The 24754-nt window shown below is 59.9% G+C and carries 22 protein-coding genes; 15 read left to right on the forward strand and 7 right to left on the reverse strand.

Annotation, left to right across the window (positions count from 1 at the left end):
* Positions 1-3 precede the first annotated feature (3 nt).
* Genes OS035_RS04745 through OS035_RS04760 form a run of 4 tightly spaced genes read left to right on the forward strand, consistent with a single transcriptional unit; the run spans position 4 to position 3100 of the window.
* Positions 4-405, forward strand: a complete 402-nt coding sequence (locus OS035_RS04745) for a DUF350 domain-containing protein (protein ID WP_331813408.1) — start codon at positions 4-6, stop codon at positions 403-405.
* Between the two features lie 13 nt (positions 406-418).
* Positions 419-1018 (forward strand): DUF1190 domain-containing protein, encoded by a 600-nt coding sequence (locus OS035_RS04750; RefSeq protein ID WP_097629426.1) that lies wholly within the window; start codon positions 419-421, stop codon positions 1016-1018.
* 1 nt (position 1019) lies between these two features.
* A complete protein-coding gene (locus tag OS035_RS04755) occupies positions 1020-2177 on the forward strand; it encodes a glutathionylspermidine synthase family protein (protein ID WP_097629427.1) in 1158 nt (385 codons plus the stop codon).
* A 17-nt stretch (positions 2178-2194) separates the two neighbouring features.
* Positions 2195-3100: an alpha/beta hydrolase gene (locus OS035_RS04760; RefSeq protein WP_097629428.1), complete on the forward strand. Its 906-nt coding sequence runs from the start codon at positions 2195-2197 to the stop codon at positions 3098-3100.
* Between the two features lie 26 nt (positions 3101-3126).
* Here the strand turns inward: OS035_RS04760 and OS035_RS04765 are convergent, their stop codons facing one another.
* On the reverse strand, positions 3127-4236 hold the full coding sequence (locus tag OS035_RS04765) for a LacI family DNA-binding transcriptional regulator (protein WP_097629429.1): 1110 nt from the start codon (positions 4234-4236) through the stop codon (positions 3127-3129).
* Positions 4237-4552: 316 nt separating this feature from the next.
* Between OS035_RS04765 and OS035_RS04770 the strand changes: the two genes are divergently transcribed.
* The 3 genes from OS035_RS04770 (at position 4553) to OS035_RS04780 (ending at position 8199) form a co-directional block, all read left to right on the forward strand.
* A complete protein-coding gene (locus OS035_RS04770; protein ID WP_064843990.1) occupies positions 4553-5515 on the forward strand; it encodes a sugar-binding protein in 963 nt (320 codons plus the stop codon).
* A 75-nt stretch (positions 5516-5590) separates the two neighbouring features.
* On the forward strand, positions 5591-7132 hold the full coding sequence (locus tag OS035_RS04775) for a sugar ABC transporter ATP-binding protein (RefSeq protein ID WP_097629430.1): 1542 nt from the start codon (positions 5591-5593) through the stop codon (positions 7130-7132).
* A 41-nt stretch (positions 7133-7173) separates the two neighbouring features.
* Positions 7174-8199 (forward strand): ABC transporter permease, encoded by a 1026-nt coding sequence (locus tag OS035_RS04780; RefSeq protein WP_097629431.1) that lies wholly within the window; start codon positions 7174-7176, stop codon positions 8197-8199.
* Between the two features lie 326 nt (positions 8200-8525).
* Here the strand turns inward: OS035_RS04780 and OS035_RS04785 are convergent, their stop codons facing one another.
* Positions 8526-9584 (reverse strand): LacI family DNA-binding transcriptional regulator, encoded by a 1059-nt coding sequence (locus OS035_RS04785; RefSeq protein WP_131710546.1) that lies wholly within the window; start codon positions 9582-9584, stop codon positions 8526-8528.
* Between the two features lie 245 nt (positions 9585-9829).
* On the opposite strand from OS035_RS04785, the gene OS035_RS04790 reads away from it, so the two are divergent.
* From OS035_RS04790 to OS035_RS04810, 5 genes are all read left to right on the forward strand, one after another.
* A complete protein-coding gene (locus OS035_RS04790) occupies positions 9830-10813 on the forward strand; it encodes an autoinducer 2 ABC transporter substrate-binding protein (RefSeq protein ID WP_183854174.1) in 984 nt (327 codons plus the stop codon).
* 128 nt (positions 10814-10941) lie between these two features.
* Positions 10942-12456, forward strand: coding sequence for a sugar ABC transporter ATP-binding protein (locus OS035_RS04795; RefSeq protein WP_183854175.1), 1515 nt, complete (start codon positions 10942-10944; stop codon positions 12454-12456).
* The gene (locus OS035_RS04800) at positions 12449-13480 is read left to right on the forward strand and encodes an ABC transporter permease (RefSeq protein WP_131710548.1); all 1032 of its coding nucleotides are present in this window, start codon (positions 12449-12451) and stop codon (positions 13478-13480) included. Before OS035_RS04795 ends, OS035_RS04800 begins: the two co-directional genes overlap by 8 nt.
* Positions 13477-14463: an ABC transporter permease gene (locus tag OS035_RS04805; RefSeq protein ID WP_131710549.1), complete on the forward strand. Its 987-nt coding sequence runs from the start codon at positions 13477-13479 to the stop codon at positions 14461-14463. Before OS035_RS04800 ends, OS035_RS04805 begins: the two co-directional genes overlap by 4 nt.
* Positions 14464-14474: 11 nt before the next feature.
* Complete coding sequence (locus tag OS035_RS04810; RefSeq protein ID WP_097629457.1) at positions 14475-15323, forward strand: sugar phosphate isomerase/epimerase family protein; 849 nt, start codon at positions 14475-14477, stop codon at positions 15321-15323.
* Positions 15324-15436: 113 nt separating this feature from the next.
* On the opposite strand, the gene OS035_RS04815 is transcribed toward OS035_RS04810, so the two are convergent.
* Entirely contained in the window at positions 15437-16474 is a 1038-nt protein-coding gene (locus OS035_RS04815) for a class I SAM-dependent methyltransferase (RefSeq protein WP_331813409.1), read from the reverse strand.
* A 231-nt stretch (positions 16475-16705) separates the two neighbouring features.
* Here OS035_RS04815 and OS035_RS04820 point away from each other — a divergent pair, with 231 nt between their 5' ends.
* The 3 genes from OS035_RS04820 (at position 16706) to OS035_RS04830 (ending at position 19938) form a co-directional block, all read left to right on the forward strand.
* On the forward strand, positions 16706-18652 hold the full coding sequence (locus tag OS035_RS04820) for a putative bifunctional diguanylate cyclase/phosphodiesterase (protein WP_131710551.1): 1947 nt from the start codon (positions 16706-16708) through the stop codon (positions 18650-18652).
* A gap of 345 nt (positions 18653-18997) precedes the next feature.
* Positions 18998-19315, forward strand: coding sequence for a hypothetical protein (locus OS035_RS04825; RefSeq protein ID WP_003591967.1), 318 nt, complete (start codon positions 18998-19000; stop codon positions 19313-19315).
* Positions 19316-19344: 29 nt separating this feature from the next.
* Positions 19345-19938, forward strand: a complete 594-nt coding sequence (locus OS035_RS04830) for a general stress protein (protein ID WP_331813410.1) — start codon at positions 19345-19347, stop codon at positions 19936-19938.
* Between the two features lie 175 nt (positions 19939-20113).
* On the opposite strand, the gene OS035_RS04835 is transcribed toward OS035_RS04830, so the two are convergent.
* From OS035_RS04835 to OS035_RS04850, 4 genes are read right to left on the reverse strand one after another with little or no spacing between them, the layout of a single operon-like run.
* Positions 20114-21103, reverse strand: coding sequence for a substrate-binding domain-containing protein (locus tag OS035_RS04835; RefSeq protein WP_054185432.1), 990 nt, complete (start codon positions 21101-21103; stop codon positions 20114-20116).
* A gap of 53 nt (positions 21104-21156) precedes the next feature.
* Complete coding sequence (locus OS035_RS04840; protein WP_331813411.1) at positions 21157-22200, reverse strand: ABC transporter permease; 1044 nt, start codon at positions 22198-22200, stop codon at positions 21157-21159.
* The gene (locus OS035_RS04845; protein ID WP_183854177.1) at positions 22200-23717 is read right to left on the reverse strand and encodes a sugar ABC transporter ATP-binding protein; all 1518 of its coding nucleotides are present in this window, start codon (positions 23715-23717) and stop codon (positions 22200-22202) included. Before OS035_RS04845 ends, OS035_RS04840 begins: the two co-directional genes overlap by 1 nt.
* Positions 23714-24712, reverse strand: coding sequence for a LacI family DNA-binding transcriptional regulator (locus OS035_RS04850; protein WP_097629442.1), 999 nt, complete (start codon positions 24710-24712; stop codon positions 23714-23716). The genes OS035_RS04845 and OS035_RS04850 overlap by 4 nt, the downstream gene beginning before the upstream one ends.
* Positions 24713-24754: the final 42 nt, after the last annotated feature.

Consider the following 24754-nt stretch of genomic DNA (forward strand, 5'->3'; position numbering starts at 1 on the left):
TCAATGCTCGATTACGTGGCGGGTCTGCCTGCCTTCCTTGGTTATTTCGCCGTTGGTCTTGGCGCCTACGTTGTTTTTGCGGTGATCTACACATTCCTGACGCCGCAAAAGGAAGTTCAGCTCATTCGTGCCGGCAACCTCGCCGCGGTGACGGCATTTCTCGGCGCGCTTGTCGGTTTCAGCCTGCCGCTGGCTTCGGCCGCCGCCAATTCGGTCAGCATCATCGACTACATCGTATGGGCGGTGATCGGCATTCTGGCGCAGATCCTTGCTTTCTATATTGCGAATTTCACCATGCCGGACCTGCATGAGAAGATCACCGCCGACGATATCGCCGCGGGCATATGGGGCGGCGGCATCGCATTGGTCATCGGTATTCTCAACGCCGCCTGCATGACCTATTGAGGGGAGGGGAACGATGCGCAGACGTAAGAGCGGGCACAGACGACCCTTCCTGGCCCTAGGCACTATCGCTGCCTCCACCCTGGCGCTATCCGGTTGCGGCGACCAGACGCCTTCGGAGGTCATGTTCAGCTCCGTCGACCAATGCGTGCAATCCGGCATGGACCGGCAGGTCTGCCAGGCCGGCTATCAGGATGCCATGCGGGCTCATCTCGCCACCGCGCCGCGTTTCAACGGCATGGCCGCCTGCGAGGCCGAATACGGCGCGGGCCATTGCTCGGAGCAGCCGGCCAATTCAGTCCCCAACAATACCGGCGGCAGCGGCAGCTTCTTTATGCCGTTCCTGGCAGGCTACATGCTGTCTTCGGCACTGAACAACATCGGCGACTATTCCGACTATCGCCGGCGCCAGGAGGAGATGGGTTATTACTACGGTTCGACGCCGATTTACCGCAATCGCTCCGGGCAGACGGTGACAACGGTTCGCTCAGGCGGCGCGGGCAACGACAGTCTGACTGCGCCCTCGCGCCAGAGCGTCAAGCCGGTCAACGTCAATACCCGCACCGTCGCCCGTCAAGGCTTTGGTGGCCGTTCGTCGTTTAGTTTCGGCGGCTGACATGAAGCGCATCACCCTTCCGGCCCGTCCTGATTGGCGTGACAAGGCGCGCGCCGTCGGCTTCGGCTTTCACGTCATGTACGGCGAGCCTTACTGGCTCGACGATGCCGCCTATACTTTCACGCTCGACGAAATCGAGACGCAGATCGAACAGCCGAGCCAGGAACTGCACGACATGTGCATGGATCTGGTCGGTGATATCGTCAGAAGCGAAGAGACGCTCGACAGGCTGGCCATTCCGGAGGATCTGCGCGATGTGGTGCAGCGCTCCTGGCAGCGCCGCGACCGGCACCTTTACGGCCGATTTGATCTTGCCTATGACGGCGCCGGCTCCGTCAAATTGCTCGAATACAACGCCGATACCCCGACCTCGGTGTTCGAGACAGCTTATTTCCAATACAACTGGCTGACCGACCAGATGGCTTTGGGTACCCTGCCCAATGATGCGGACCAGTATAATTCCCTGCAGGAAAGCCTCGTCGAGGCGTTCGAGCAATTTCCCAAAGGGCCGATCTTCCACTTCGCTGTGATGACCGACAATGAGGAGGATCGAGGCACGACGGTTTATCTGATGGACTGCGCAGTGCAGGCCGGCCATCGCGTCGAGCTTCTCGACATACGCGAGATCGGCATCGATGCCGAGGGCCGCTATACCGACCTGCAGGATCGGGTGATCGACCGCTGCTTCAAGCTATACCCATGGGAGTTCATGCTGCGCGAGCCGTTCGCCCGCGAACTCGCGCGCTCCGGCGATGTTTTCATCGAGCCCGCCTGGAAGGCCGTGCTCTCCAACAAGGGGCTTCTGCCTCTGCTCTGGCAGCGCCACCGCAATCACCCCAACCTGCTGGCGAGCTATTTTGCCGACGACCCGGCAGCCGCGACCCTGACGGATTATGTGCGCAAACCGCTGCTGTCGCGAGAGGGCGAGAACGTCACGATATTCCGGGATGGCCGGGAATTCGTTTCCGCTCCCGGCGATTATGGCGACGAAGGCTTCGTCGTCCAGGCCTATGCCCCGCTTTTCGAAAGCGACGGCGGCTTTGCCGTGCTCGGCAGCTGGGTCGTCGGTGATCGCGCCTGTGGCCTTGCCGTTCGCGAAGACCGCTCGCGCATAACCGCCAACCTGTCGCGTTTCGTGCCGCACGTCATCATCGATTAAGAGAGATACGTCCTCTTATGCAAACATCAGAAACCGTTCTCACGACTGAACCTGTCAGCGTCTATTCATTGCCCGGCACGTGCTTTTTCGATCTCGCTCCGGCTGCAGGCGGCGAGCCCTATCGCATATTCCTGTCCATTCCGGCGGAGAAGCCGCCAGCGGGGGGATGGCCGCTTCTAGTGATGACCGACGGCAACGCCACTTTCCCCTTCGCGGCTGCCAGCCTGGTCACTCAGGCGCCTTACCCCACGGGAACGAATGTCGGCTGGGGGGTGATCGCGGCGATCGGCTATCCCACCGACGAGCCCTATGATGCGCTCCGCCGGTCTTGGGACCTCGGTCCTCCACCGGTCAAATCCTATCCGCCCTTTGTTGAGGGCGGTCCCCCGGTGGTCATCGGAGGGACCGGCAAACTGGCGGATTTCATCGAGAGCGAGTTGATACCGCGGATCGCGGAGATAGTGACCCTGGATCCGCGGCGCCGATCGCTTTTTGGGCATTCCTTCGGCGGCCTCTTTACCCTCTATGCCCTGTTTGAGCGGCCGGGTCTGTTTGCAAATTGGATTGCGGCCAGCCCGACCATCTATTGGGAGAACAGTGAAATCCTCAACAATGAGGCGCAGCGTCAACCCATCCCGGGAAATGCCGCCTTCCTGCATTTGTCCGCCGGGGAATATGAAGGCGACGAGTTGGCCCCCTTTCAGTACCGCAACGAGGATGCAGCCGTACGCCTGGAAAAGAGGAAGGCGGAGCGGACGATCCTCCTGGCGCAGGAGATGGCGGAGCGATTGAGCAGCACAGAAGACGGATTGCGTACCGAATTCGAGCTCTATGCAGGCCAGACCCACATGTCGGTTCTTGCAGCGGCTGTGAACCGTGCGGTCAGCATTGCGTTCGCCGTCGGAGGGGTGCCCGACAAGTAAGTCTTCCCGGCCACTGCTGCCGGGGCCTATGGCGAGGTACTTAAATCATCGACAACCTGCCGCGCCTCGGCCCGCGGCGCGGCGACGGAGTGGCGCTTGACGAGCGAGCATTCGAGCTTGGCAATAGGATATCGCTTGCCCGGCACGGTTTCCGGGTTGAGATGTTCGATCGCCCATTGCCCCATGGCAAGATGTGGAAGGACCGAAGTCGTCAGCGGCGGGACGAGGTGGCGTGAAATCTCTTCGTCGTCATACCCCACCACCGACATATCCTGGGGAATGCGAAGCCCCGCATCCTTGAGCGCTTCGTAGCAGCCGATGGCCGTGCGGTCGTTCTGGCAGAAGATCGCGGTCGGCGGCTCTTTCAGAGCAAGCAGTTTCATCGTGGCGGCATAGCCGGCACCGGCAGACCAGTCGCCTTCGATAACCAATTCCGGATCGAAGGGGATATCGGCGGTCGCCAGCGCGCGGCGATATCCGGTCAGCCTGTCCTGCGCAGCCTGCATCCAGATTTCGCCGGTGATGGTTGCGATGCGATGGTGTCCGTGCGTGATCAGATGTCGGGTGGAGCTCTGCCCTCCCGCAATCTCGCTCGGCACGACGGCCGGAAATGCATGGTCCGCCGTATAACAATTCAAGAGGACCGTCGGGATGTTGAGATTGCTGACATAGGACGGAAGCTCCACCTGGCGGGTATAGATCGTCATATAGATGAGCGCTGATATGCCTCCGCTCGTCAGCGCCTTGATGGCCTTCGGCTCCATGACCGGATCGCTGAGCGTCTGGGCGACCAGAAGGACATTGCCGGCGTTCCAGGAAGCTTGCCGCGCGCCTTCGATCGCAACGATCGCTTCCGGGCTGGTGGCAAGTTGATCCACGGCGAAACCGATCACATTGTCTAACCCTGAATAAGAGGCCTTCGCCGTATACGTCGTCCCGGTATATCCCAGAGCCCGCGCCGCCTCCCACACGCGGTCGCGGGTCTGCTGCGAGATCCGGGTGCCGGGTGTGTCGTTGAGAACGAAAGAGACGGCGGCCTGGGAGCAGCCGGCGGCCGCGGCAATATCCATCATCGTCACGCGGGCAGGCTTGTCCACCGCGGGCTTATTGCTTTTTTGGGGCTTGGCTTGTCGCATTCGAGGAGAACAGTCTCTTTGTCGTTTGGTAATTACTATTAGCATCTATCTGAAAGCGCTGGCAATTGCATCAACTGTTGCAATGCCTGCGGTTATTGGTCATTGCTAGTACAAAGTTGCATCCCGATCGGTGCATGATGAAATGTTTTGATCCGCATTGATAATACTATTTACTAATTAAAATTCTTCTATACCGTCACGGAGCGATCGGACCAATGCCACTCGTCGCTTTGCGGCGGCCCTGGGAGGGGGCGCATCCGGCCGGCCGTAAGTCGAAAACGGGCCCATGCGACTGCGGCCCCTCGGGAGGTGTATTATGAAACAGCTGAAACGCAATGCAGCCCTGTTCTTCGCCGGTTTGATGCTGAGCGCGGCACCGGCTGCCGTATCGCATGCCGCCGACAAGCCGACACTTGCATTCGTCGTCAACGGAGCGTCCGACTTCTGGAAAGCGGCAGAGGCCGGCGTGAAGAAGGCGCAGGGCGAAATGCCGGATTACCAGATGGAGCTGAAATACCCTGAGCAGGCGGCTGTCGCCATTCAGCAGCGACTCATGGAAGATCTGGTCAGCGCCGGCGTTAAAGGGATCATGGTCTCCGCTGTCGACCCCAAAACCCAGACGGATGGCCTGAATAAGATCGGCTCGCAGACGGCTCTGTTCACCACCGACAGCGACGCGCCGAAGACCAACCGCGTCGCCTATATCGGTTCTTCAAACGTCGATGCCGGCAAGCAGGCCGCCGAAATCGCTAAGAAGGCTATGCCGGACGGTGGCAAGTGTATGGGTTTCGTCGGTCTGCTCGGCGCCGATAACGCCCGCGAACGCATCGAAGGGATGAAGGAAGGGCTCAAGGGCACGAAGATCGAGCTTGTCGATGTTCGCGGTGACGACATCGACCAGACGCGCGCCAAGAAGAACGTCGAGGATGCGCTGGTGGCCAGCCCCGACCTGACCTGCATGGTCGGCTTCTACTCCTACAACACGCCGCGCATCTATGAGGCGCTACGCGACGCCGGCAAACTCGGCCAGATCACCGTCGTCGGCTTTGACGACGATCCGATCACGCTCGGCGGTGTCAAGGAAGGCACGATCGCGGCAACCGTCGTACAGCAGCCGTTCGAATGGGCTTATCAGGGCATGAAATTGATGGCCGCCTACCTCAAGGGCGACAAATCAGGCGTTCCCGCCGATGGCTTGATCATCATCCCGACGGTGATCATCGGCAAGGATGACGTTGACAAATATGCCGCCAACCTGAAGGCCATGGCTGGAAAGTAACCTCTTTCGCGGCGGCGGCACTCGCCGCCGCGAAAGGCATTTCATGCCGACATCATCAGCAGCCATGGACAGCCGATGAACCATAGTTCCGACATCCCGTCACCGGGCGCGCCCGGAACGCCATTCCTTTCGCTTTCCGGCGTTGGCAAGACTTATCCAGGCGTCGTTGCGCTCGAAGGCCTGTCAATGGACATCGTGCCGGGCGAGGTCATCGGCCTTGTCGGCGAAAACGGGGCTGGAAAATCGACCCTGATGAAGATTCTCGGCGGTGTGATCGCACCCGATCGGGGCACGATCCTGCTCGACGGGGCAGAGCTTCATTTCCTCACGGTGGAATCGAGCATCTCGTCCGGCATCGCTTTCGTGCATCAGGAACTCAATCTCTTTGAGAATCTCGACGTCGCTGCCAACATCTTCCTAGGGCGCGAACCGCTGAAGGCGGGACCGCTTAAGCTCGTCGATCGCGATCGACTAAGGGACATGGTGAAGCCGCTTTTGAGGCGCGTGGGCGCGCATTTTTCCGCCGACACACCCGTGGCGTCGCTTTCCCTTGCCGAGCAGCAGATGGTGGAAATCGCCAAAGCGCTGTCGATCAACGCCAGGCTCGTTATCTTCGACGAGCCCACGTCCAGCCTGCCGCTGGACGAAACCGAGCGGCTGCTCAGCATTATCAAATTGCTGAAAGCGGATGGCATCAGCGTCATTTTCATCTCGCATCGCCTCCACGAGGTCGAGCGCGTCGCAGACCGGGTCGTCGTGCTGCGCGACGGCACGCTTGTCGGCACGCTCGCCAGGAAAGACATCGGCCACGACCAGATGGTCAAGCTGATGATCGGCCGGGTGCTTGCGGCCCGGACCGCAAAACCGCAGCGCTCGCCGGGCTCGGTTGCGCTGAAGGCAAGTGGCGTGCGCACCGAGGCCTATCCTGGCCGTCCCGTCGATCTGGAAATCCGCTATGGAGAAATCATGGGGCTTGCGGGCTTGGTCGGGTCCGGCCGTACCGAGCTTGCCAGGGTCTTCTTCGGCATCGACCGGAGTTATGGCGGAAGCATCCTGCAGGACGGGCAGGAAATTTCCGTCCGTTCCGCTCGTGACGCCGTCGCTCGCGGCATTTTCCTGGTGCCGGAGGATCGCAAGCGCAACGGCATTCTTCTCGATTTCCCGATCGCCCAGAATATCACCCTTGCCGACCTTCCCAGGCTTTCCAGACGCTTCATGCTTTCTGCTGAAAAAGAGACGGCGGCGGCCGAAAAGCAGCGGGTTCGCCTGGCGATCAAGGCGCCTTCCGTTTCGACGCGAACCGGCACTCTGTCCGGCGGCAACCAGCAGAAGGTGGTGCTTGCCAAATGGCTGTCGATGAGCCCGAGGGTGATGATCTTCGACGAGCCGACGCGCGGCATCGATATCGGCGCCAAGAACGAGATTTACGGACTGATGCGAGCGCTTGCCGATGCCGGGGTCGCGGTCCTGATGATCTCCAGCGACATGGAAGAGGTGATCGGCGTTTCCGACCGCATCGCCGTCATGCACGAGGGCCAGATCGCCGGCATATTGGAAGAGGATGAATTCAGCCAGGAAAGCGTGCTTTTGCTTGCCGTCGGCAAAAGGGTAAAATAGCGGCTGCGGCCAACATATAAGTATCGGGGAATGGATCTCGAATGGTCAAAAAGGATCTCGGACTGCTGCTTTTGATCGTCGTCGTCGGCATCGTCGTCGCGATCATCAATCCGCGCTTTCTGCTGCCGATCAATCTTGCCAACACCGCCAACCTGATCGGCCTGTTCGGCATCCTGTCGATCGGCCAGGCCTTTGTCATCATAACCGGCGGTATCGAGCTTTCCGTAGGCTCGCTCGTCGCCCTTCTCGGCGTGCTGTTCGTCGATTTCGTTGCCGTCCAGGACATGCCCTGGATGCTGGCACTGCCGCTCATTCTCGCGCTTGGCGCGGTCATAGGCGCCGTCCACGGCTGGCTGATCACCCGGCTCAAGCTGCAGCCCTTCGTCGTCACCCTCTGCGGCCTGCTGATCTATCGCGGGGCAGCGCGCTTCTACACCGCCGACGGAACGGCGGGCTTCGCGTTCGGCCAGAACTTCCCGGATCTCGAATTCCTGACCGCCGGACGGTTCTACGGCGTTCCCAACACCTTCATCGCGCTCGTCATCATAACCGTCGTGATGTGGATCATGCTGCACCGCTCCGTCTTCGGGCGTTATCTCTATGCAATCGGGAAGAACGAGGAGGCGGCCCGCTATTCCGGTATCCGCACCGGCCGGATGATCATGTCGGCCTATGTCATCTGCGGCCTGCTGACGGCGCTTTCGGCGACTTATTTCGCCATGTACACACGCTCGATTTCGCCGGCGAGCCATGGCCAGTTCTACGAACTCTACGCGATCGCCGCCGCTGTCCTCGGCGGCTTTTCTCTCCGCGGCGGCGAAGGTTCAATCGTCGGCGTGGTGCTCGGCACGGTCCTGCTCCAGGAGCTGCAGAATCTCGTCAATCTGCTTGGCATCCCGTCGTCGCTGAATTTCGCCGTCATGGGCGGCGTGATCCTCATCGGCGTCCTGATCGACCAGCAATGGCACGCCATCCGCGCAAAGCGCCGCCTCGTCTCCGCCGCACGGCATACTGAAACACGTCATTCGAACGAGGGCAGTTTGCCGGTGGCGGCCAATCAGGACTAAATTGGATGATAGGCGCGCGCCGCCCGGCCGAGTTCGCGCTCCTCAGTCTCGATGCTGAGTGAGTAGAAGGCAACAGGATGAAGTTGTGTCTGGATTGACTGGCTGCACCGGTTGGCTGCGTTATCGGTTGGCGTAAGTTCCATAATGTATATTATCTAATTTGACATACAGCAGCTGGTGTAAGGGGCATTCTATTTCCCGGTGCGACATGCCAGAAAAAACAACGGCTTCCCTTTGGAGATTTTGGAATGTCTCGATGCTATTTGCAATTGACCCGGGCCCACCGACGCCGTCTGGCATCAGATTTTCCAACGAAGGAGACGGGATTACTCGATATCTTTCAGGGCATCGAGGGGGCCGGTCAGCGCTGTGCGTGGCGGGACGAGTGATGGTTGCACAAGATGCGTCAGTACTGGAGGTCGGTTGGTGTCGAGGATGGCAAACCCTTTGGTGATCATGGCCTCGCCGTCCTGCCGGATCATGAAGACGGGGAACGGCAGGAAGGAGCCGAAGGGATCGTAGTCGTAGCAGCCGACGATGATATCGGCGAAGGTCTCGTGCGGATGCAGCGCGAGGAAGCGCATCAGCCCCTCGAGGTTGATCGAGGAATTGACGAAAAATGCGCGCGGCAGCTTTCCATGGCCTTCGTAGAAGACTTCAAAGGCGCGGGCGGTCATGGCGGGGGAGTAACCAGTCGGCTGGATGCAGATGTCCGGATCTGCGCCCAGCAGTGCGCGCTTTACGTCGCGAAAGCCACGAATGCGTTCATGGCTGGCATGGTCGTTGCGGCCACCGAACAGATACACATCGTCGGGTGAAAGCGGCCCATCCTCCTGCGCGCGCTCGATGATCGCTTGTGTCAGCATACGCGCGCCTTCGTAATTGTCGCTGATGATCGACGGCGCCAGCGTGCCCGGCAGATCGATGTTGACGTGCTTCAGCCCAGCCTTTTCGCACACCGCGTGGACACCGTCCGGATCGGTTGCACCGGCGATGAAGAGTTCGTCGATAGAATAGGAAATCAGCGTCTCGACAACCTGACGCTCCTCCTCCGGATCACGGCAGGCGCTGACGACGAGCGGGCACTGGCCGCGGTTCCTGGCCTGGGCCTCGAAGGACTGCGCCATGGAGGAAAAATAGCGATTGTCGTGCACAGGCAGCAGAAGGCCGACGAGGCCGGAGCGGGACGAACGCAGGCCACGAGCCTGCAGGTTCGCCGTATAGCCGTGCTCGTTCGCCAGCTTCTGAATAAGCTCGGCCGTTGTCTCCTTGATACGCCGCTTCCGCCAGCTTCCATTCAGCACGGCGCTCACGGTGGAAGCCGATGCGCCCGATAGCACCGAGAGATCGTAGATGGTCGCCTTTTTCTTGCTGATGCCTGTCATGCCCTGCCCTTCCTCTGCCGTTCCCTTAGAAACAAACCCCTCTTGACGAAAGCCCTGCCTTGTTCGATAGTCATTGCACCATCGATTGTGCAAAAAAGAAAGATCGATTGTGCATGGATGGCTCGCCGGAGGAGGCGAGACGGGAGGCAAGGGTATCCCTCGCCAAGAAGCAACCAGGAGCAACCTTGCCGCAAAAGCGGCAGGGGGTCGTCGTTCGCATGGGCGACCTTTGAGGAGGAGTGAGGATGAGGAAACTTATCATAGCGGCATTGGCTGCATCGCTGTCGCTTGCCGGCGCGGTCGCCGCGTTTGCGCAGGACGCGCCGAAGGTCGGCATTGTCGTCAAGATCGGCGGCATTCCATGGTTCAACGCAATGGAGGCCGGCATCAAGGAGCAGGGTCAGAAACTGGGTGTCGATGCCTTCATGATCGGGCCGACCAGCGCCGACCCGGCCCTGCAGGTGCGTGCCATCGAGGACCTGATTGCTCAGGGCGTCAAGGTGATCGGTGTGGTTCCGAACGACGCCAAGGTGCTCGAGCCGGTGCTTTCCAAGGCGCAGGCGGCCGGCATCAAGGTCATTACCCATGAATCTCCTTCGCAGAAGGGTGCCGACTGGAATTTCGAGCTCGCATCATCCACCGGATTCGGCGAAGCGCATGGCAAGCTGCTCGCCGAAAAGATGGGCGGCAAGGGCGAATATGCCGTCTTTGTCGGTTCGTTGACCGTCCCATTGCACAATGCCTGGGCCGATGCCGCAATTGCCTATATCAAGGCGAATTATCCGGACATGAAGCTCGTCGGCGATCGTTATGGCGTTGCGGAAGACGTCGACAAAAGCCGCTCGACAGCGCTCGACCTGATTGCCGCTCATCCGGATCTGAAAGGCTTCCTCGCCTTCGGCAGCCAGGGTCCGATCGGCGCTGGGCGCGCGGTCGAAGAACGCCGCAAGACAGGCAAAATCTTCGTCCTCGGCCCGTTCTCACCCGGCCAGGGCCAGAAGCTGATCAAATCAGACGCGATATCGGGCGGCTTCATGTGGAATCCGAAACAGGCCGGCGAAGTGTTCGTCACGCTCGCCGATCGGCTGATCAAGGGCGAGAGCATCAAGGAAGGCGACGACATTCCAGGTCTCGGGGTTATCAAGCCGGCCGGCAACGACATCATCGTCGACCAGTTGCTGCCGATCAACAAGGACACGGTCGACGACCTGGCCGCAATGGGTCTCTGAAAGAGATCCCCTCCCCCGGTGTCGGGCCGGTCCATGCCGACCGGCCCGACATTCGGCAAAGAAGGCGGTATCCGGCCAAGGCCGGGGCCATCGACCCTTCATGGCATTCGATCGGACAGGCAACCGGCATGAGCACGGCAACGGATGAGGGCGTGAGAGCCCCGCCTCTTCTTTCGCTCCGCGGCATCAACATGACATTCGGCGGCGTGAAGGCGCTGAAAAACGTCTCCTTCGAGGTTTTGCCGGGCGAGGTGCATTGTCTGGCCGGGGAGAATGGTTCCGGTAAGAGCACGCTCATCAAGGTTATCTCCGGCGTGTATCGGCCTGCCGAGGGCGCCGAGATCGTCTTCGACGGCGAGACGATACCCCACATCACGCCAGGCATGGCCCAGTCCCGCGGCATCCAGATCATCTGGCAGGACCTTGCGCTCTTTCCGGAAATGAGTGTGGCGGAAAACATCGCCTTTCAGACGCTTTCCGGTTCGCGCCCGCGCTTCGTCAACTTTGGCGCGATCCGGACGATCGCGGAGGGTGCGCTTGCTCGGCTCGGCGTCAGCCTCGAGGTCGACAGACCGCTGAAGGACTTCGCCATCGCGCAGCGCCAGATCGTGGCGATTGCCCGCGCGCTGGTCGGGCAGGCCCGGATCGTCTTCATGGACGAGCCGACCGCCTCGCTCACCCAAACGGAGACCGATCATCTGCTGGCAATCGTCCGCACCCTATCGGCTTCGGGCGTTGCCGTGGTCTTCGTCAGCCATCGTCTTGCGGAAGTGCTGGAAATCTCCTCACGCATCACGGTGCTGCGCGATGGCGCGCTCGTCGGGGTCTTTCCGGTGGAGGGCATGACACAGTCGAAGATCACCGAGCTGATGACCGGGCGGACCTTCGATCAGAACGTTCGCGCCAGCGACCGATCGCAGAACCCGATCATGCTCTCCGTCAGCAAGCTTTCCCGGCCTGGCGAGTTCGAGGAGATTTCCTTCGATCTGCGCCGTGGCGAGACGCTCGGGATCACAGGATTGCTCGGCTCGGGCCGCACCGAACTTGCGCTTACGCTGTTCGGCATGCGTCGGCCGGCCGCCGGCACGATCAAGCTGGAGGGAAGAGCGGTGCATTTTGCGTCCAACCGCGAGGCGATTGCGGCCGGCGTCGCCTATCTGTCGGAGGACCGTCTTTCACTCGGTCTCAACCAGCCGCAATCCATCGCCGACAATCTGGTCATGGCCTCGCTCAACCGCATCCTGAGCGGCCGGCTGATTTCGCCCGATAAGAAGCACGCGCTCGTTGCCGGCTGGATTGCTGATCTCGGCGTCAGGATCGGCAAGCAGGACGATGCGATCTCGACGCTTTCGGGCGGCAACCAGCAGCGCGTCGCGATCGCCAAATGGCTCGCCACCGATCCCAAGGTGCTGATCCTTGACGCTCCCACCGTTGGCGTTGATGTCGGCGCGCGCGCCGGCATCTTCGAAATCGTTGCCCGTCTCGCCGACGCTGGGCTGGCAATCATCCTCATCTCGGACGAGGTGCCGGAGGTCTATTTCAACGCCGACCGGATCATTCACATGGAAAAGGGCCGCATCGCCGGCTGGCACGATCCGCGCACGACCACACTGAAGGGCCTGGAGGCGGCCATCTATGCGTAAGCTGTTCCTGTCCTATACGACCGAATGCGTGCTCATCGCCGTCATCATCGCGATGAGCATCTTCCTGGCGTTTGCGACCGATCGTTTCTTCACACTCGGCAATGCCTTCGACCTGCTCAATATCAGCGCCGTCAACATCATCTTCGCCGTCGGCCTGCTCGTGGTGCTGATATCAGGCGGGATCGACATCTCCTTCGCCGTCGCCGCCTCGATCGTGCAATATCTCACCGTACTTGCGCTCGAGCGGATCGGCGGGGGTGGCTGGACCTCCGGCTTCCTGATCGCGGCAGGCATCGGCATCGTGCTCGGCCTGATCAACGCTTTCCTGATCCACCGTTTCCGCATCATCTCGATCGTCGCGACAATCGCGACCTTCAACGTCTATTTCGGCCTGCTGATGTTCTTCACCAAGGGTGTATCGCTCTACAATCTGCCCGATTGGCTGACCGCGCGCGTGGTCATTTACGAGCGGGAAATGGCCGACGGCAGCTGGGCGGAAATAACTCTGCCCGTTCTCGTCATGGCCGTCTGCACGCTCGCCACCTGGCTCTTCATTACCCGCACGACGACCGGCCGGCAGCTCTATGCCTTCGGCGACAATCCTGACGGCGCGCGCCGCTTCGGCATCAATATCGGCGCCATGCAGTTCATCGCCTTCGGCTGGCTTGGACTGATGGCGGGCATCGCCGGGCTCATGCAGGCGCATTACGCACAGGAGGTGGTGCCGAACGCACTTTATGGTCGCGAGCTCGATGTCCTGGCTGCCGTGGTGCTCGGCGGCGCGCGGCTGGGCGGCGGCAAGGGCTCCGTGCTCGGTTGCGTGCTGGGCGTGCTGCTCGTTTCGATCACCCAGAACGGCCTCAACCTGATGGGCGTCTCGCCCTTCGCCTTCAAGATGATCGTCGGGGCGATCATCCTCGTTGCGATCACGTTGTCGAGCGCCCGCATCGGCGCGCTGGCGCCAGTCTTTGGGGGCCGCATGTCGACCGACGGCCAACCTGCGGCAAGCGGAGAAAAGCGATGAACACCCTCGCAGCCCGCTTCAACGCCATCTTCGGGGCTGATATGGCCGGTCCGCTGGCCGCGCTGGCGACCGTGCTGATAGTCTTCGGTTTCGCCTCGCCACATTTCCTGACGGGCGCAACCTTCGGATCCGTCGCCTTTCAGCTTCCCGAGCTCGGCATCCTAACGCTTGCCATGCTGATGCCGATCCTCACCGGCGGCCTGAATCTGGCGATCACCTTCACTGCCAACATGGCGGGCCTGACGCTTGCCTGGACGCTGCAAGCCAAAGGCGGGATCGATGCCGGCCCGATCGCCTTCCTGCTCGGCTCGCTGCTGGCACTTGTCGTCGGCGCGGCAAGCGGCCTGGTCATGGGCCTCGTCATCGCCTTTACCCGCGCCCATCCGATCCTCGTTTCGCTTTCGATGATGATCTTCCTGCGTGGCCTCGGCGAGTTCCTGACGCGCGGCGGCGATATTTCGGGTTTCCCAACCTTCATCGCTCCCATCGGCCACGGCAGCATTCTCGGCATTCCTATACCGTTGTTGATCCTGATCGCCTGCGTGATCGCCAGCCACATCCTGCTCGCGCGATCCAAGCTCGGTTTTTCCACCTATATGATCGGCTCCAATATCGAGTCCGCCCGCTATTCAGGCATCAATACCCGCAAGGTCCTGGTGCTTGTCTACATGCTCTCCGGCGTGATGGCTGCCGTGGCCGGCATCATCATGCTTGCGCGCTTCAATTCGGTACGCGTCGGCCATGGAGAGTCCTATCTGCTGATCACCGTACTCGCCTGCTTCCTCGGCGGCATCAATCCGTTCGGCGGCTTCGGCCGCGTCCTGCCCGTCTTCGTGGCGCTCATCGTGCTGCAGCTTCTCTCTTCGGGGCTCAATTTGCTCGGCGCCAACCAGCATCTCACCACTGCCGTCTGGGGCATCCTGCTCATCGTCGTGATGGTGCTGCGATGGTTCTCGGCCAAGTTCATCACAATCGCAAAATAGGAGATATGACCATGCAGGGTTTCGGCGTCCACACTAGCATGTGGACCATGAACTGGGATCGCGCAGGCGCCGAGAAGGCAATTGCCGGAGCGGTGCAGTATAAAATGGACTTCATCGAGATTGCGCTGCTCAATGCGCCGGCTGTCGATGCCAGACACACCCGGGAGCTGCTTGGGAAGAGCAAGCTGCGCGCGGTCTGCTCGCTCGGCCTGCCGGAGCATGCCTGGGCATCCGTCCGCCCCGATGCGGCGATTGAGCACCTGAAGATTGCGATCGAAAAGACCGCTGAGATGAGCGCCGAGGCGCTGTCCGGCGTCATCTTCGGCGGCATTGGCGAGCGGACCGGCATACCGCCGACGCAAGGCGAATACGACAATATTGCCAAGGTGCTCGACGCTGCCGCAAAGCACGCGAAGAAGTACGGCATCCAACTCGGCGTCGAGGCCGTGAATCGTTATGAGAACCACCTGATCAATTCGGCCCAGCAGGCCGTCGACATGGTGGAGCGTGTCGGCGCCGATAACATCTTCGTTCACCTCGACACCTACCACATGAACATCGAGGAGAAGGGCGCAGCAAACGGCATCCTGGTTGCCCGCGATCACCTGAAATATATCCATCTTTCCGAAAGCGACCGCGGCACGCCAGGCTATGGCAACATTCCCTGGGATGCGATCTACGCCGCGCTCGCCGCAATCGGCTTCAACGGCGGACTTGCCATGGAAAGCTTCATCAACATGCCGCCGGAAGTGGCCTATGGCCTGGCCGTCTGGCGCCCCGTTGCACGCGATATGGAAGAGGTCATGGGAAGGGGGCTGCCGTTCCTGCGCAACAAGGCGGAACAATACGGCCTGATCTGACCCGGTTACCGCTATTGCTCATTGTTGCGGCCGAGCCCAGCTTCTCGGCCACTCCTTTTCCGTGCGCCGGCGTTGTTTCCCGCAACGCCATTGCCTTTCGGCCAACCTACTGCTTACGGCTGTCTTTCAATTTCGCAGTAGACAACGCTCCGATTCGTGCCCGGCCAGACAGACACTTTCAGATCCGCCCCAGCCGCGCTTTCACTGGCGATCAAGCCCATTTCATGTTCCGAGCGCAACAGCAGCGCCCAGTTCATAAATGTCTCCATATAGCCGTCGACATCCGTGGCCGGGGAGAAGTTGGCGAACAGGAATGTGCCGCCAGGCTTAAGCATGCTGACACACTTCTTCGTCAGCTTTATAGCGACAGCGTCCGGGAGATAATCATAAAGACCGGCCGCATAAACAAAATCGAACATGCCCAGCGCATGCCTCCCAGCAAGCAGGGATTTGACCGACCCGTTGAGCGCCTCGACCGACGTACCGGCGAAATCGCGGGCGACTGTTCCAACACTCATCGGGTCCTGATCCAAAGCGACCCAGCGTTTGATTGCGCCGGCGCCGAGCGCGTGCGACAAAGGCCCCTCACGAAGATGCCCCGACGCGATGGCCAGGACTTCAATGGAACCGGGCCGCGCTGAAGCGATTTCGTCGACGCGCCGCGCCAGAATGTCTCGACGCTCTCTTACTGCGACGGATGACGAAGCATTTCGAGTGTAGGCGTAGATCGAACGTCCCAAGGTGCTCGATGATGCGACATCGTCCTCGATCTCAGGCCTGCCGTAGATAAAGTCGAGAAGACGTGCGTCGCCGGAATAGCCGCGCGGCTTTTCAAACGACCAGCGGGTCAATGGATCCTGGTGCAGATAGTGAGCAACTGGATGAGATTGCGCGATCGGAACGATGACGTCCCACACCTCCGGATGAAAGCGGCGCCGTAATTGATGCAAGGCTTCGCTAAGCCGCTCGATGATCGCACGAGGCTCGACGCCGGATCTGAACTGACGGATCGACAGATCGAGGCTGACGGCAAGCTCGGCTTTCGCGACGATAAGGTCGCTGGGATTTGTCGCAGCAAACCTCCTTGCTGCCCGCCGAATTTCACCCGGCGCAACAAGACTTTCACCGTCCAAGACAAGACTTCGTGCCATTTCGAGACTCCCTTGACATAGCGTTAAGCATAATCAACCTCGAAATGGGATGCGACTAGAATCTGCACGGGATAAGGGTAATTCTACTATTGCGGGTCGGAACCTGCGCCTCTACGAATGTTAAGTAATAAGACAAACCGGTTGCAGGTTGCCGAACGTAATTTTGGAGGGCGCCCGAAGCATGGCTTACTTTTTAACTTCTTTAGATTGTAGTCAGGCTGGTATCGTTGCATGAGCGCGGCTGACGCTCCTGTGCAGCGCGACGAATCAACCGACAGCTTTTCGTTCGCCGAGGCCCGCAAGTCTCTGGAAACTGAAAATGATGCTGTCCGAAGGCGAAGCTCACGGCACGGTCTTTGGATCGCAGTCGCCGTCTATGTGGCCTTCGCACTTCCCGACCGATGGCTTATCCCCGATGTTGCGCCTGCGACGATCGCCGCGCGATTCGTCGTCGCAACGATTGCGCTGCTGGCTTTCGAAGCCTTGCGACTGGCCAAAGCAAAAACCGTCTGGCTGGACATCACATGCGCCTCCGCACTGCTTGCCGGCTATTTGGGCTGGCTTTACCCGGCGATTGGCACCAGCGACGTCACCGCCATGTCGTACTACATGATATTTGGCGCCATCTTCATGATGGGCGCCAACCTGTTTTTCAGTTTCCCGTTTCGGCTTTCGGTGATCACTTCCAGCTTCGTGCTCGGCGCATTTTTCGTTACGATCGAGGCGTTTTTTCCTTCAAGCCAAACCTACAAGCTTGCCTTCGGGATGTTCTACATTTCGTGCTTCGTCTTCACGTCTTTCGTTAATTGGCGATTGAACGTGGAGCGTCGAAACGTGTTGCTGAACGCGGCGGAGGCCCGATATCAGCACTGGGAAGCGTCCGAGCGTGGACGATCACTGCTTGAGCTTTCAAACACCGACTACCTGACGGGCATAAGCAACCGGCGCGCCCTGGATCGGCGGCTCGACGAATGCTGGGCCGCCTGGAAAGACGAACGCCGCGACTTCGTCGTGTTGCTTATCGACGTCGATTTTTTCAAACGCTTCAATGATCGCTACGGGCATCAAGAAGGAGACCGATGCCTGACTGTCATCGCCAAAGTGCTGAAGGCCGTCGTAGAGTCGTCCGGTGGCATGATCGGCAGGTATGGTGGTGAAGAGTTTATCGTGGTCTTGCCGGTCGAAACTCCCAAGATCGCGATGAGCCTGGCCGAAAAGATCAGAATGGAAGTCGAGTTTCTTGCGATTGAGCACGACGGGCGACCGGATGACAGCCCAATCGTAACCGTCAGCATTGGCGTCGCCTTCACCCGCGACAAAGTTGGAGAGAAGGTCGAACGAATAGTGCGTGAGGCCGATCTTGCTCTCTACCATGCCAAAGCAAGCGGCCGAAACTGCATTCGCAGGTTTGATCCGCTGTTGCCTCGCCCGGACGATAATGCCGGTAAACTCGTCCCGCTGCTGACGGCCGCCATTGATCGCAAACTGGTCTCGCTCGTTTATCAACCGATCTTCGAGTTGACGAATGAGAAAGCAAGAGCTGTCGAGGCTTTGATGCGGCTTCGGATGCCGGACGGCACCGCGGTTTCGCCGAAAACATTCATTCCGGTTGCAGAGCGAACGGGTGCTATCCTCGAATTGGGCAAGTGGGCGATCGAGACGGCATGCCGTGACATTCTGATGACCGATCGCATGGCGACCGTCAGCGTCAACGTGTCGCCCATACAGCTGCGTTCCCCCGGCTTTGCTGCGAATGTCGCTGACATTCTTATTCGCTGCGGGGTCAGCGGATCGCGGCTGGCCTTGGAAGTCACCGAGGGCCTGGATATGGATATGCAGTCGGAGGTGCTTAAGTGCATTGCAGATCTGCGGACTCTCGGCGTCGAAATCTGGCTTGACGACTTCGGCTCCGGCTTCGCGGGCCTCTCCTGGCTGAGGGCGATCGAGTTTCAGACGGTGAAGGTCGATCGGACATTCCTGCACGACTGCTCCAACCCGCGCGGGTTGACGATGCTTCAGGACATGGTCGCTCTTATCCGCAATCGCGGGAATACGATCCTGGTGGAAGGCGTCGAAACGGCAGCACAATTGTCCCTGCTCAAGGATCTTCGCATCGACCGCGTCCAGGGCTATCATATGGGAATGCCGGTTAGCGCTGAACTTCTGAACGCGGCATAACCCGATCTCCAGGTTTCCAGAAGACCGTTCATCGCAGACGCGACGTTGTCCGCGATCTTTGGGTCCGAACCGGTCCAAGACGCTGAAGGACTTTCGTGCCCAACCCTGGGGACGTAAAGCCGGTGGGCAAAGGCGTGAGTGAACTCCGCGTCAACAATGGCCGCCGCTATCTGGTCCATTTTGTCTACGAAGCAGTAAGCGATCGCAGAAAAACTTTTGCGAGTTCAATAGCAAATCAGGCAAAGATTCGCATTCGTGCTTTAAGTTCTGGTACGTGGAACGATTAGGGTCGGATGGGGTTTCGTGATCACGGATCTGAGAGGTTCGCCACGAGAGGAAATTCCCATGAACAAGTTCATTCTAGCCGCAGCGCTTCTGGGCGCTTCGGCATTGTCAGCCATGGCCCAGACGGCACCCGCAACGACAAGTGACGGCAAGACTCCGGCCATTGCAACGCCTGGGTCGAACAATGCGACCGCCCCGGTCGAAGGTGCCAACAGCTTCACCGAAGGGCAGGCCAAGGACCGCATCGAAAAGGCCGGCTATACCGACGTCAAAGACCTCAAGAAGGATGACAAGGGCATCTGGATGGCATCGGGGATGAAGGACGGCAAGGCCGTCATGATCGCACTCGACTACCAGGGCAACATCGTCGCCAAGTGACCCCAACAAATCCTTCAGGAGAAATGACTATGAGAACCGTAACTGGACTTTTCGACGATTATACCGACGCAAGCTCCGCGGTCAGCGCGCTTGAATCCGCCGGTATCCCTTCCAGCGACATCAGCATCGTTTCCAACAATGCCGACAGTCGCCACGGTGAACATTCGAATGCAGGTGAAGGCGCCGGTACAGGTGCCGGCATCGGTGCAGTCGTCGGCGGCGCCGGCGGCCTTCTCACAGGCCTCGGTCTGATGGCCATCCCGGGCGTCGGCCCTGTCGTCGCAGCCGGCTGGCTGGCCGCCACCGCCGCAGGCGCCGCCGCTGGGGCAGTCGCTGGCGGTGCGACAGGAGGCATTATCGGTGCGATGACGAGTTCCGGCGTCTCTGACGAGGACGCGAATGTATATGCCGAAGGCGTTCGCCGGGGTGGCTCGTTGGTCACAGCCAGGGTTCAAGACGCACTTATCCCGGAGGCGGAAGCGATCCTCAAGCAATCCAACTGGGTCGACCCGGTCGAGCGCCGAGCCGCCTACACCAAAGAGGGATGGACCAGGTTCGATGACGCGCTCGACCCCTATAGTCCAGAACAGGTCGCAAAAGAACGCAGCCGTTATCGCCTCTAGTCGCTATGGATGCGCGCGCCAACCGATGGGCGCGCGTTTCATGCAATAGACCGGCGAAGTGCGACAGCGGCTTCCGATCTGGTTGCTGGCAAACGCCGCGGCGATGCAAGCGCGCAACGAAGCGATTTGGTCCCACCCGGCTGGGCAGACGCGCCCAGCCGGGGAGCCTGGGACTTTATTTGCCCATCATCTGCTTGGCGTTTTCGGGCGTGATGGCTGTAGTATCGACTGTTACTGTCGGCTCAACAGACGATGCGCAGTCCAGCAATATCGACTTTGCCATGTCGATCGCCTCCTTCGCGCCGGTAGGATAGGTAAAGGTCGCGGACCAATCGCCCTTAGCGACTGCTTCAATTCCCCCGGCAGGCCCAGGCAAGCCATCGGTGCCGATGATCTTCACGCTTTTGCCGGCACCTTTGGCGGCAAGCAGAGCACCCGCCGCCATCATGTCATTGCTGGCATAGACCATCTTGATATCCGGATGAGCCTGCAGCATGGCTGCGAACGCCGTTTGTGCTTTATCCGGCAGCCAGTCTGCCGCCTGTTCTGCGACGATCTGGATTTTCGAATTGGCCTTCACGCCGTCTTTGAAGCCGTTGAGCCGCTCGACTGCGGGCGTCGAACTCGGCAGGCCCTCCAGCACGGCGGCCTCGCCGCCATCTGGAAGAAGTGTCTTGCTGGTATATTCGCCGGCTGCCAGCGCAATCTTGTAATTATCGCCTCCGATGAAAGCTGTGTAATCCTTGCCTGCTTCACCGTTCGTCTTGCGATCGAGTTCGATGACCGGGATACCCGCGTCCATTGCCCGCTTGACGGCGGGCGTCAGCGGAGCCGCCTCGAAAGGCGAGATCAACAGAAGATCGACCTTTTGGGTAATGAAATTGTCGACCTGTGACGTCTGAGTGTTGACGTTGCCCGCCCCGTCGGCGATCTGCAGTGTGAACTGCGGGACCGCCTTGGCGGCGGCTTCCAGTTCATCGTTGACGTGCTGGCGGTAGGGCTCCGCGTTGTTTGCCTGCGAGAAGCCGACAACGAATTCGCCGTCTTTGGCGCAAGCCTTCACAAGCGGATCGGCAGCCTGGGCCACGCCGGCAATACAAAGGCACGAACCGGCGAGAAGTGCCATGCGCCCGGCATTCGAAAATCGAAGTGCATTCTGTGTCATTACTTTCTCCTCCACATTGGTTCCGGATCCACCTTCCGGGAGATGCCGCCACACTATCTGCCCAATCCTTCGCGGCGACGAACGAGGGATTGAAGGACTGCCGCCAGAACGATGATTGCCGCTGTGGCGAGCAACTGCATGGCTGGGGTGATATTGTTGAGCTGAAGAATATTGGCGAGGGCGCCAAGCATGATCGTGCCGGCGATCGTTCCGACCATGGAACCCGACCCGCCAAACAGGCTGGTTCCGCCAATGACGACAGCCGCGATGGCCGTCAATTCATAACCGGTGCCATCATTGGCGCTTCCGAAATTGAATTGCCCGGCATGGACGATGCCGGCCAGCGCGGATGCAAAACCGGTGATGGCGTAAACGGCGATCTTGATTGCCGAGACCGGAACACCGGAGATGCGAGCGGCGCGCTCGTTGCCGCCAACGGCATAGACGTAACGGCCGAACCTCGTCGTGTTCAGCACCAGCGTTGCGATACAGGCAAAGATCAGGAAGACGATCGTGGCCACAGGAACGACGTTGCCGAACAATCGACCGCCGAGAACCGCAAAGATGGGAGGCGCCAGCCCGGGGCCATTGCCATAGGAAATATTGATGTACTGATTGCCCGAAACTACGAGCGCCAGCCCGCGAGCTGCCTGTAAACCGGCAAGAGTGACGATAAATGCTTCAAGCCGAAACTTGCTTGAGATCGCTCCCTGGATCAAGCCGAAACAGGTGCCCATCAGCAGCACCGCCAGCACCGTTGTAATCAGCCCAAAGCCGCCCGAGACCATCAATGTTGCTGTGACGACGCTCGCAAGACCAAGGGTCGCCCCAACCGAGAGATCGATCCCGGCGGTTATGATCACGAAGGTCATCCCGATCGCGATGATGCCGGTCTCGGACACCGCACGGACGATGTTGGCGATATTGTCGGGTTGAATGAACAGGATGACCCCATGCCGACGCGGCGAGAAGATGATGCCGCCGGCAAAGACCAGCACAAGGCCGATCAGGCTTTGGAAGCGGACGATGACCGCAAGCGGATCGATGCGCTTTGCGGGTTGAATCGGAGAACTCGACGTAATTTGTTGTTCGGACATCATCCCTCCCTCCCGTTGGCGGCGGCCAGAACGTCGTGTTCGCTCACCCCGCCGGAAAATTCGGCAACGCTGCAGCCATTGCGCAGAACCACTATTCGATCGCATAGGCCGATCAGCTCGGGCATCTCGCTTGAAGCGACAAGGATGCCCAATCCATCCGAGGCAAATTTGCGCAAGCGAGCGTAAATCTCCCCCTTGGCTCCGACGTCCACACCGCGGGTCGGCTCGTCGAGAAGCAACAGGCTCGGATTGCCCAGCACTTCCTTGGCAAGCACGACCTTTTGCTGGTTGCCGCCGGACAGGGCACCCACTGCGATCTCCGGATTCTTGGGACGGATGTCGAAATTCCCGAACGAGCTCTTGATCGCATCATCCTGTCGACGTGCAGACAACAAGCCGTTTGGGGAAATTCGGCGAATGATCGACATGACGAGATTGAGGCCAACGGACATACGCAGCATCAGTCCGGCGCCGCGCCGGTCGTCGGTGACGAATGCGAGACCAGCCCTGCGCGCGGCGGCGATGGATCGAAGCCTTGCCGGTTTGCCGCCAATGGTAACCTCACCCTGCCACCTGCCCGGCACGCCTGTCCCGTAAAGAGCGCTCAGAAGCTCGGTTCGCCCTGCACCCATCACGCCGGCCAAGCCGACAATTTCACCGCGGTGAACATCGAGGTCGATCTTTGATGGCGCCTGCCACCCGGGTGACGCACGGTGCGGCCGGAAGGAGGCCTGACGCATCCTCAGCAACACGTCTCCGACGCGATCCGATCGAGGCGGGTAAAGTTCGTTCAACGGACGACCGACAAGAAGCTGCACCAGTTGGGCTTGCGGCGCGTTCGGCTCGGTAACGCCGGCGACCTTGCCGTCGCGCATCACTGTCACGCGATGGGCAATCTGCGGCACTTCCTCGAGGCGATGCGAAATATAGACGATACCGACGCCTGACGATGCGAGCCCGCGCATAATATCGAACAATCGATCGACTTCGCCGACCGTCAATGCCGCTGTCGGCTCATCCATGATCAGAGCGCGGGATGCATAGGACAGCGCCTTGACAATGGCGACGACCTGGCGCTGGCCGATAGAAAGCTCGCCTACAAGCTGGGAGGGATCGATCGATCGGTCGATTGCCTCCAGTCTTTTGCGCGCTTCGCGCAGCATCGCCTTTCCGTCGAGCATGCCATGTGGATGGACAAGCTCACGCCCAAGAAAGAGATTGGCCGCGACGCTCAAACTCGAGACGAGATCCAATTCCTGGAAAATCGTTGCAATTCCTGCCGCTTGTGCATCCCGCGGGCTGTGAAATCGGGCGGGTTTGCCATCGATGAAGATCTCTCCCTGGTCCGGCGTGTGCACGCCGGACATCAGGTTCATCAACGTCGATTTGCCCGCACCATTCTCTCCAAGCAGGGCATGGATTTCACCCACTTTAAGATCGAAATCCACGCCACGCAGCGCTTGAACGCCGCCGAAATGCTTGGTGATACCTTTCGCCGAAAGAACAACCTGGTTCATGCTGCTTCTCCACACGATTCACGCACCCGCAAAACCGGCGACAGTCGAACGGTCTCGCGCGGGCGGTGCTTGCTGCCGATCCGCGCAATCAGCAAGTCCGCCGCCTTCCTGCCGATCTCATCGCAAGGCTGGGCCATCAGCGTCAGGCGCGGTTCGAAGTAATCTGCCCATTCGAAATCATCGATTCCGAGCACTGAAATATCCGCCGGAACGCGTAGCCCCCGTTCCCGAATGGCTCTCATCGCGCCGATCATCGCAAGATTGTTTGAGGCAAGGATTGCTGTGGGTGGCTCCGTCAACTCCAGCAAGCGGTGTGTCGAAGCGGTGGCGTCAGCCGTGCTGCGGTTGCCATTGCTGATGAAGGCATGCGGGACCTCTATTCCCTTCTCCGCCATAGCCGCGCGGAAAGCCTCAGTGCGCTCGACGGTCGTTGAAAATCCCGGCTGGCCGAGGATGATCCCAACCCGTTGGTGATGGAGCGTGACGAGATGATCGACCAGCATGCGGATTGCCGCCGTGTTGTCGGTTCCGACCTGATCGAAACGATCATCGGAGAGCCTGTCGACGAGCACACAGGGAACATCGCATTCAAATAGATAGTCCAGCGACTTTTTAGGAGCGCCTGAAGCGGCAAGGATAATGCCGTCGACACGACGCTGATGCAGATGCCGGATGAGCTCCAGTTCCCGATCTGGATCGTCCTGTGTATCACATAGGAAGACGATCAAGCCTCGCTTGGAACACTCGGCTTCAATCGCGCAAATGATGTCGCTGAAGTAAGGGTTCGAAATGGCGGAAATGACCAGGCCGACCGTGCCCGTCGACGATAATTTGAGAGAGCGCGCAACCGCGTTCGGGATATATCCGATCTCGTCCACCGCCTCCATGACGAGCTTCGCCTTCTCGGGCGAAACGTAGCGCGTCTTGTTGAGAACATGGGAAACCGTGGAGACCGAAACTCCGGCCGCCTTTGCAACTTCGGAAATCGTCGTCATGAGCGCGCTCCGGCGTTTGCCGGCAGCACAACAACAAAGCGT

The organism is Rhizobium sp. 268 (assembly GCF_036571585.1).
Lineage (GTDB): Bacteria > Pseudomonadota > Alphaproteobacteria > Rhizobiales > Rhizobiaceae > Rhizobium > Rhizobium redzepovicii.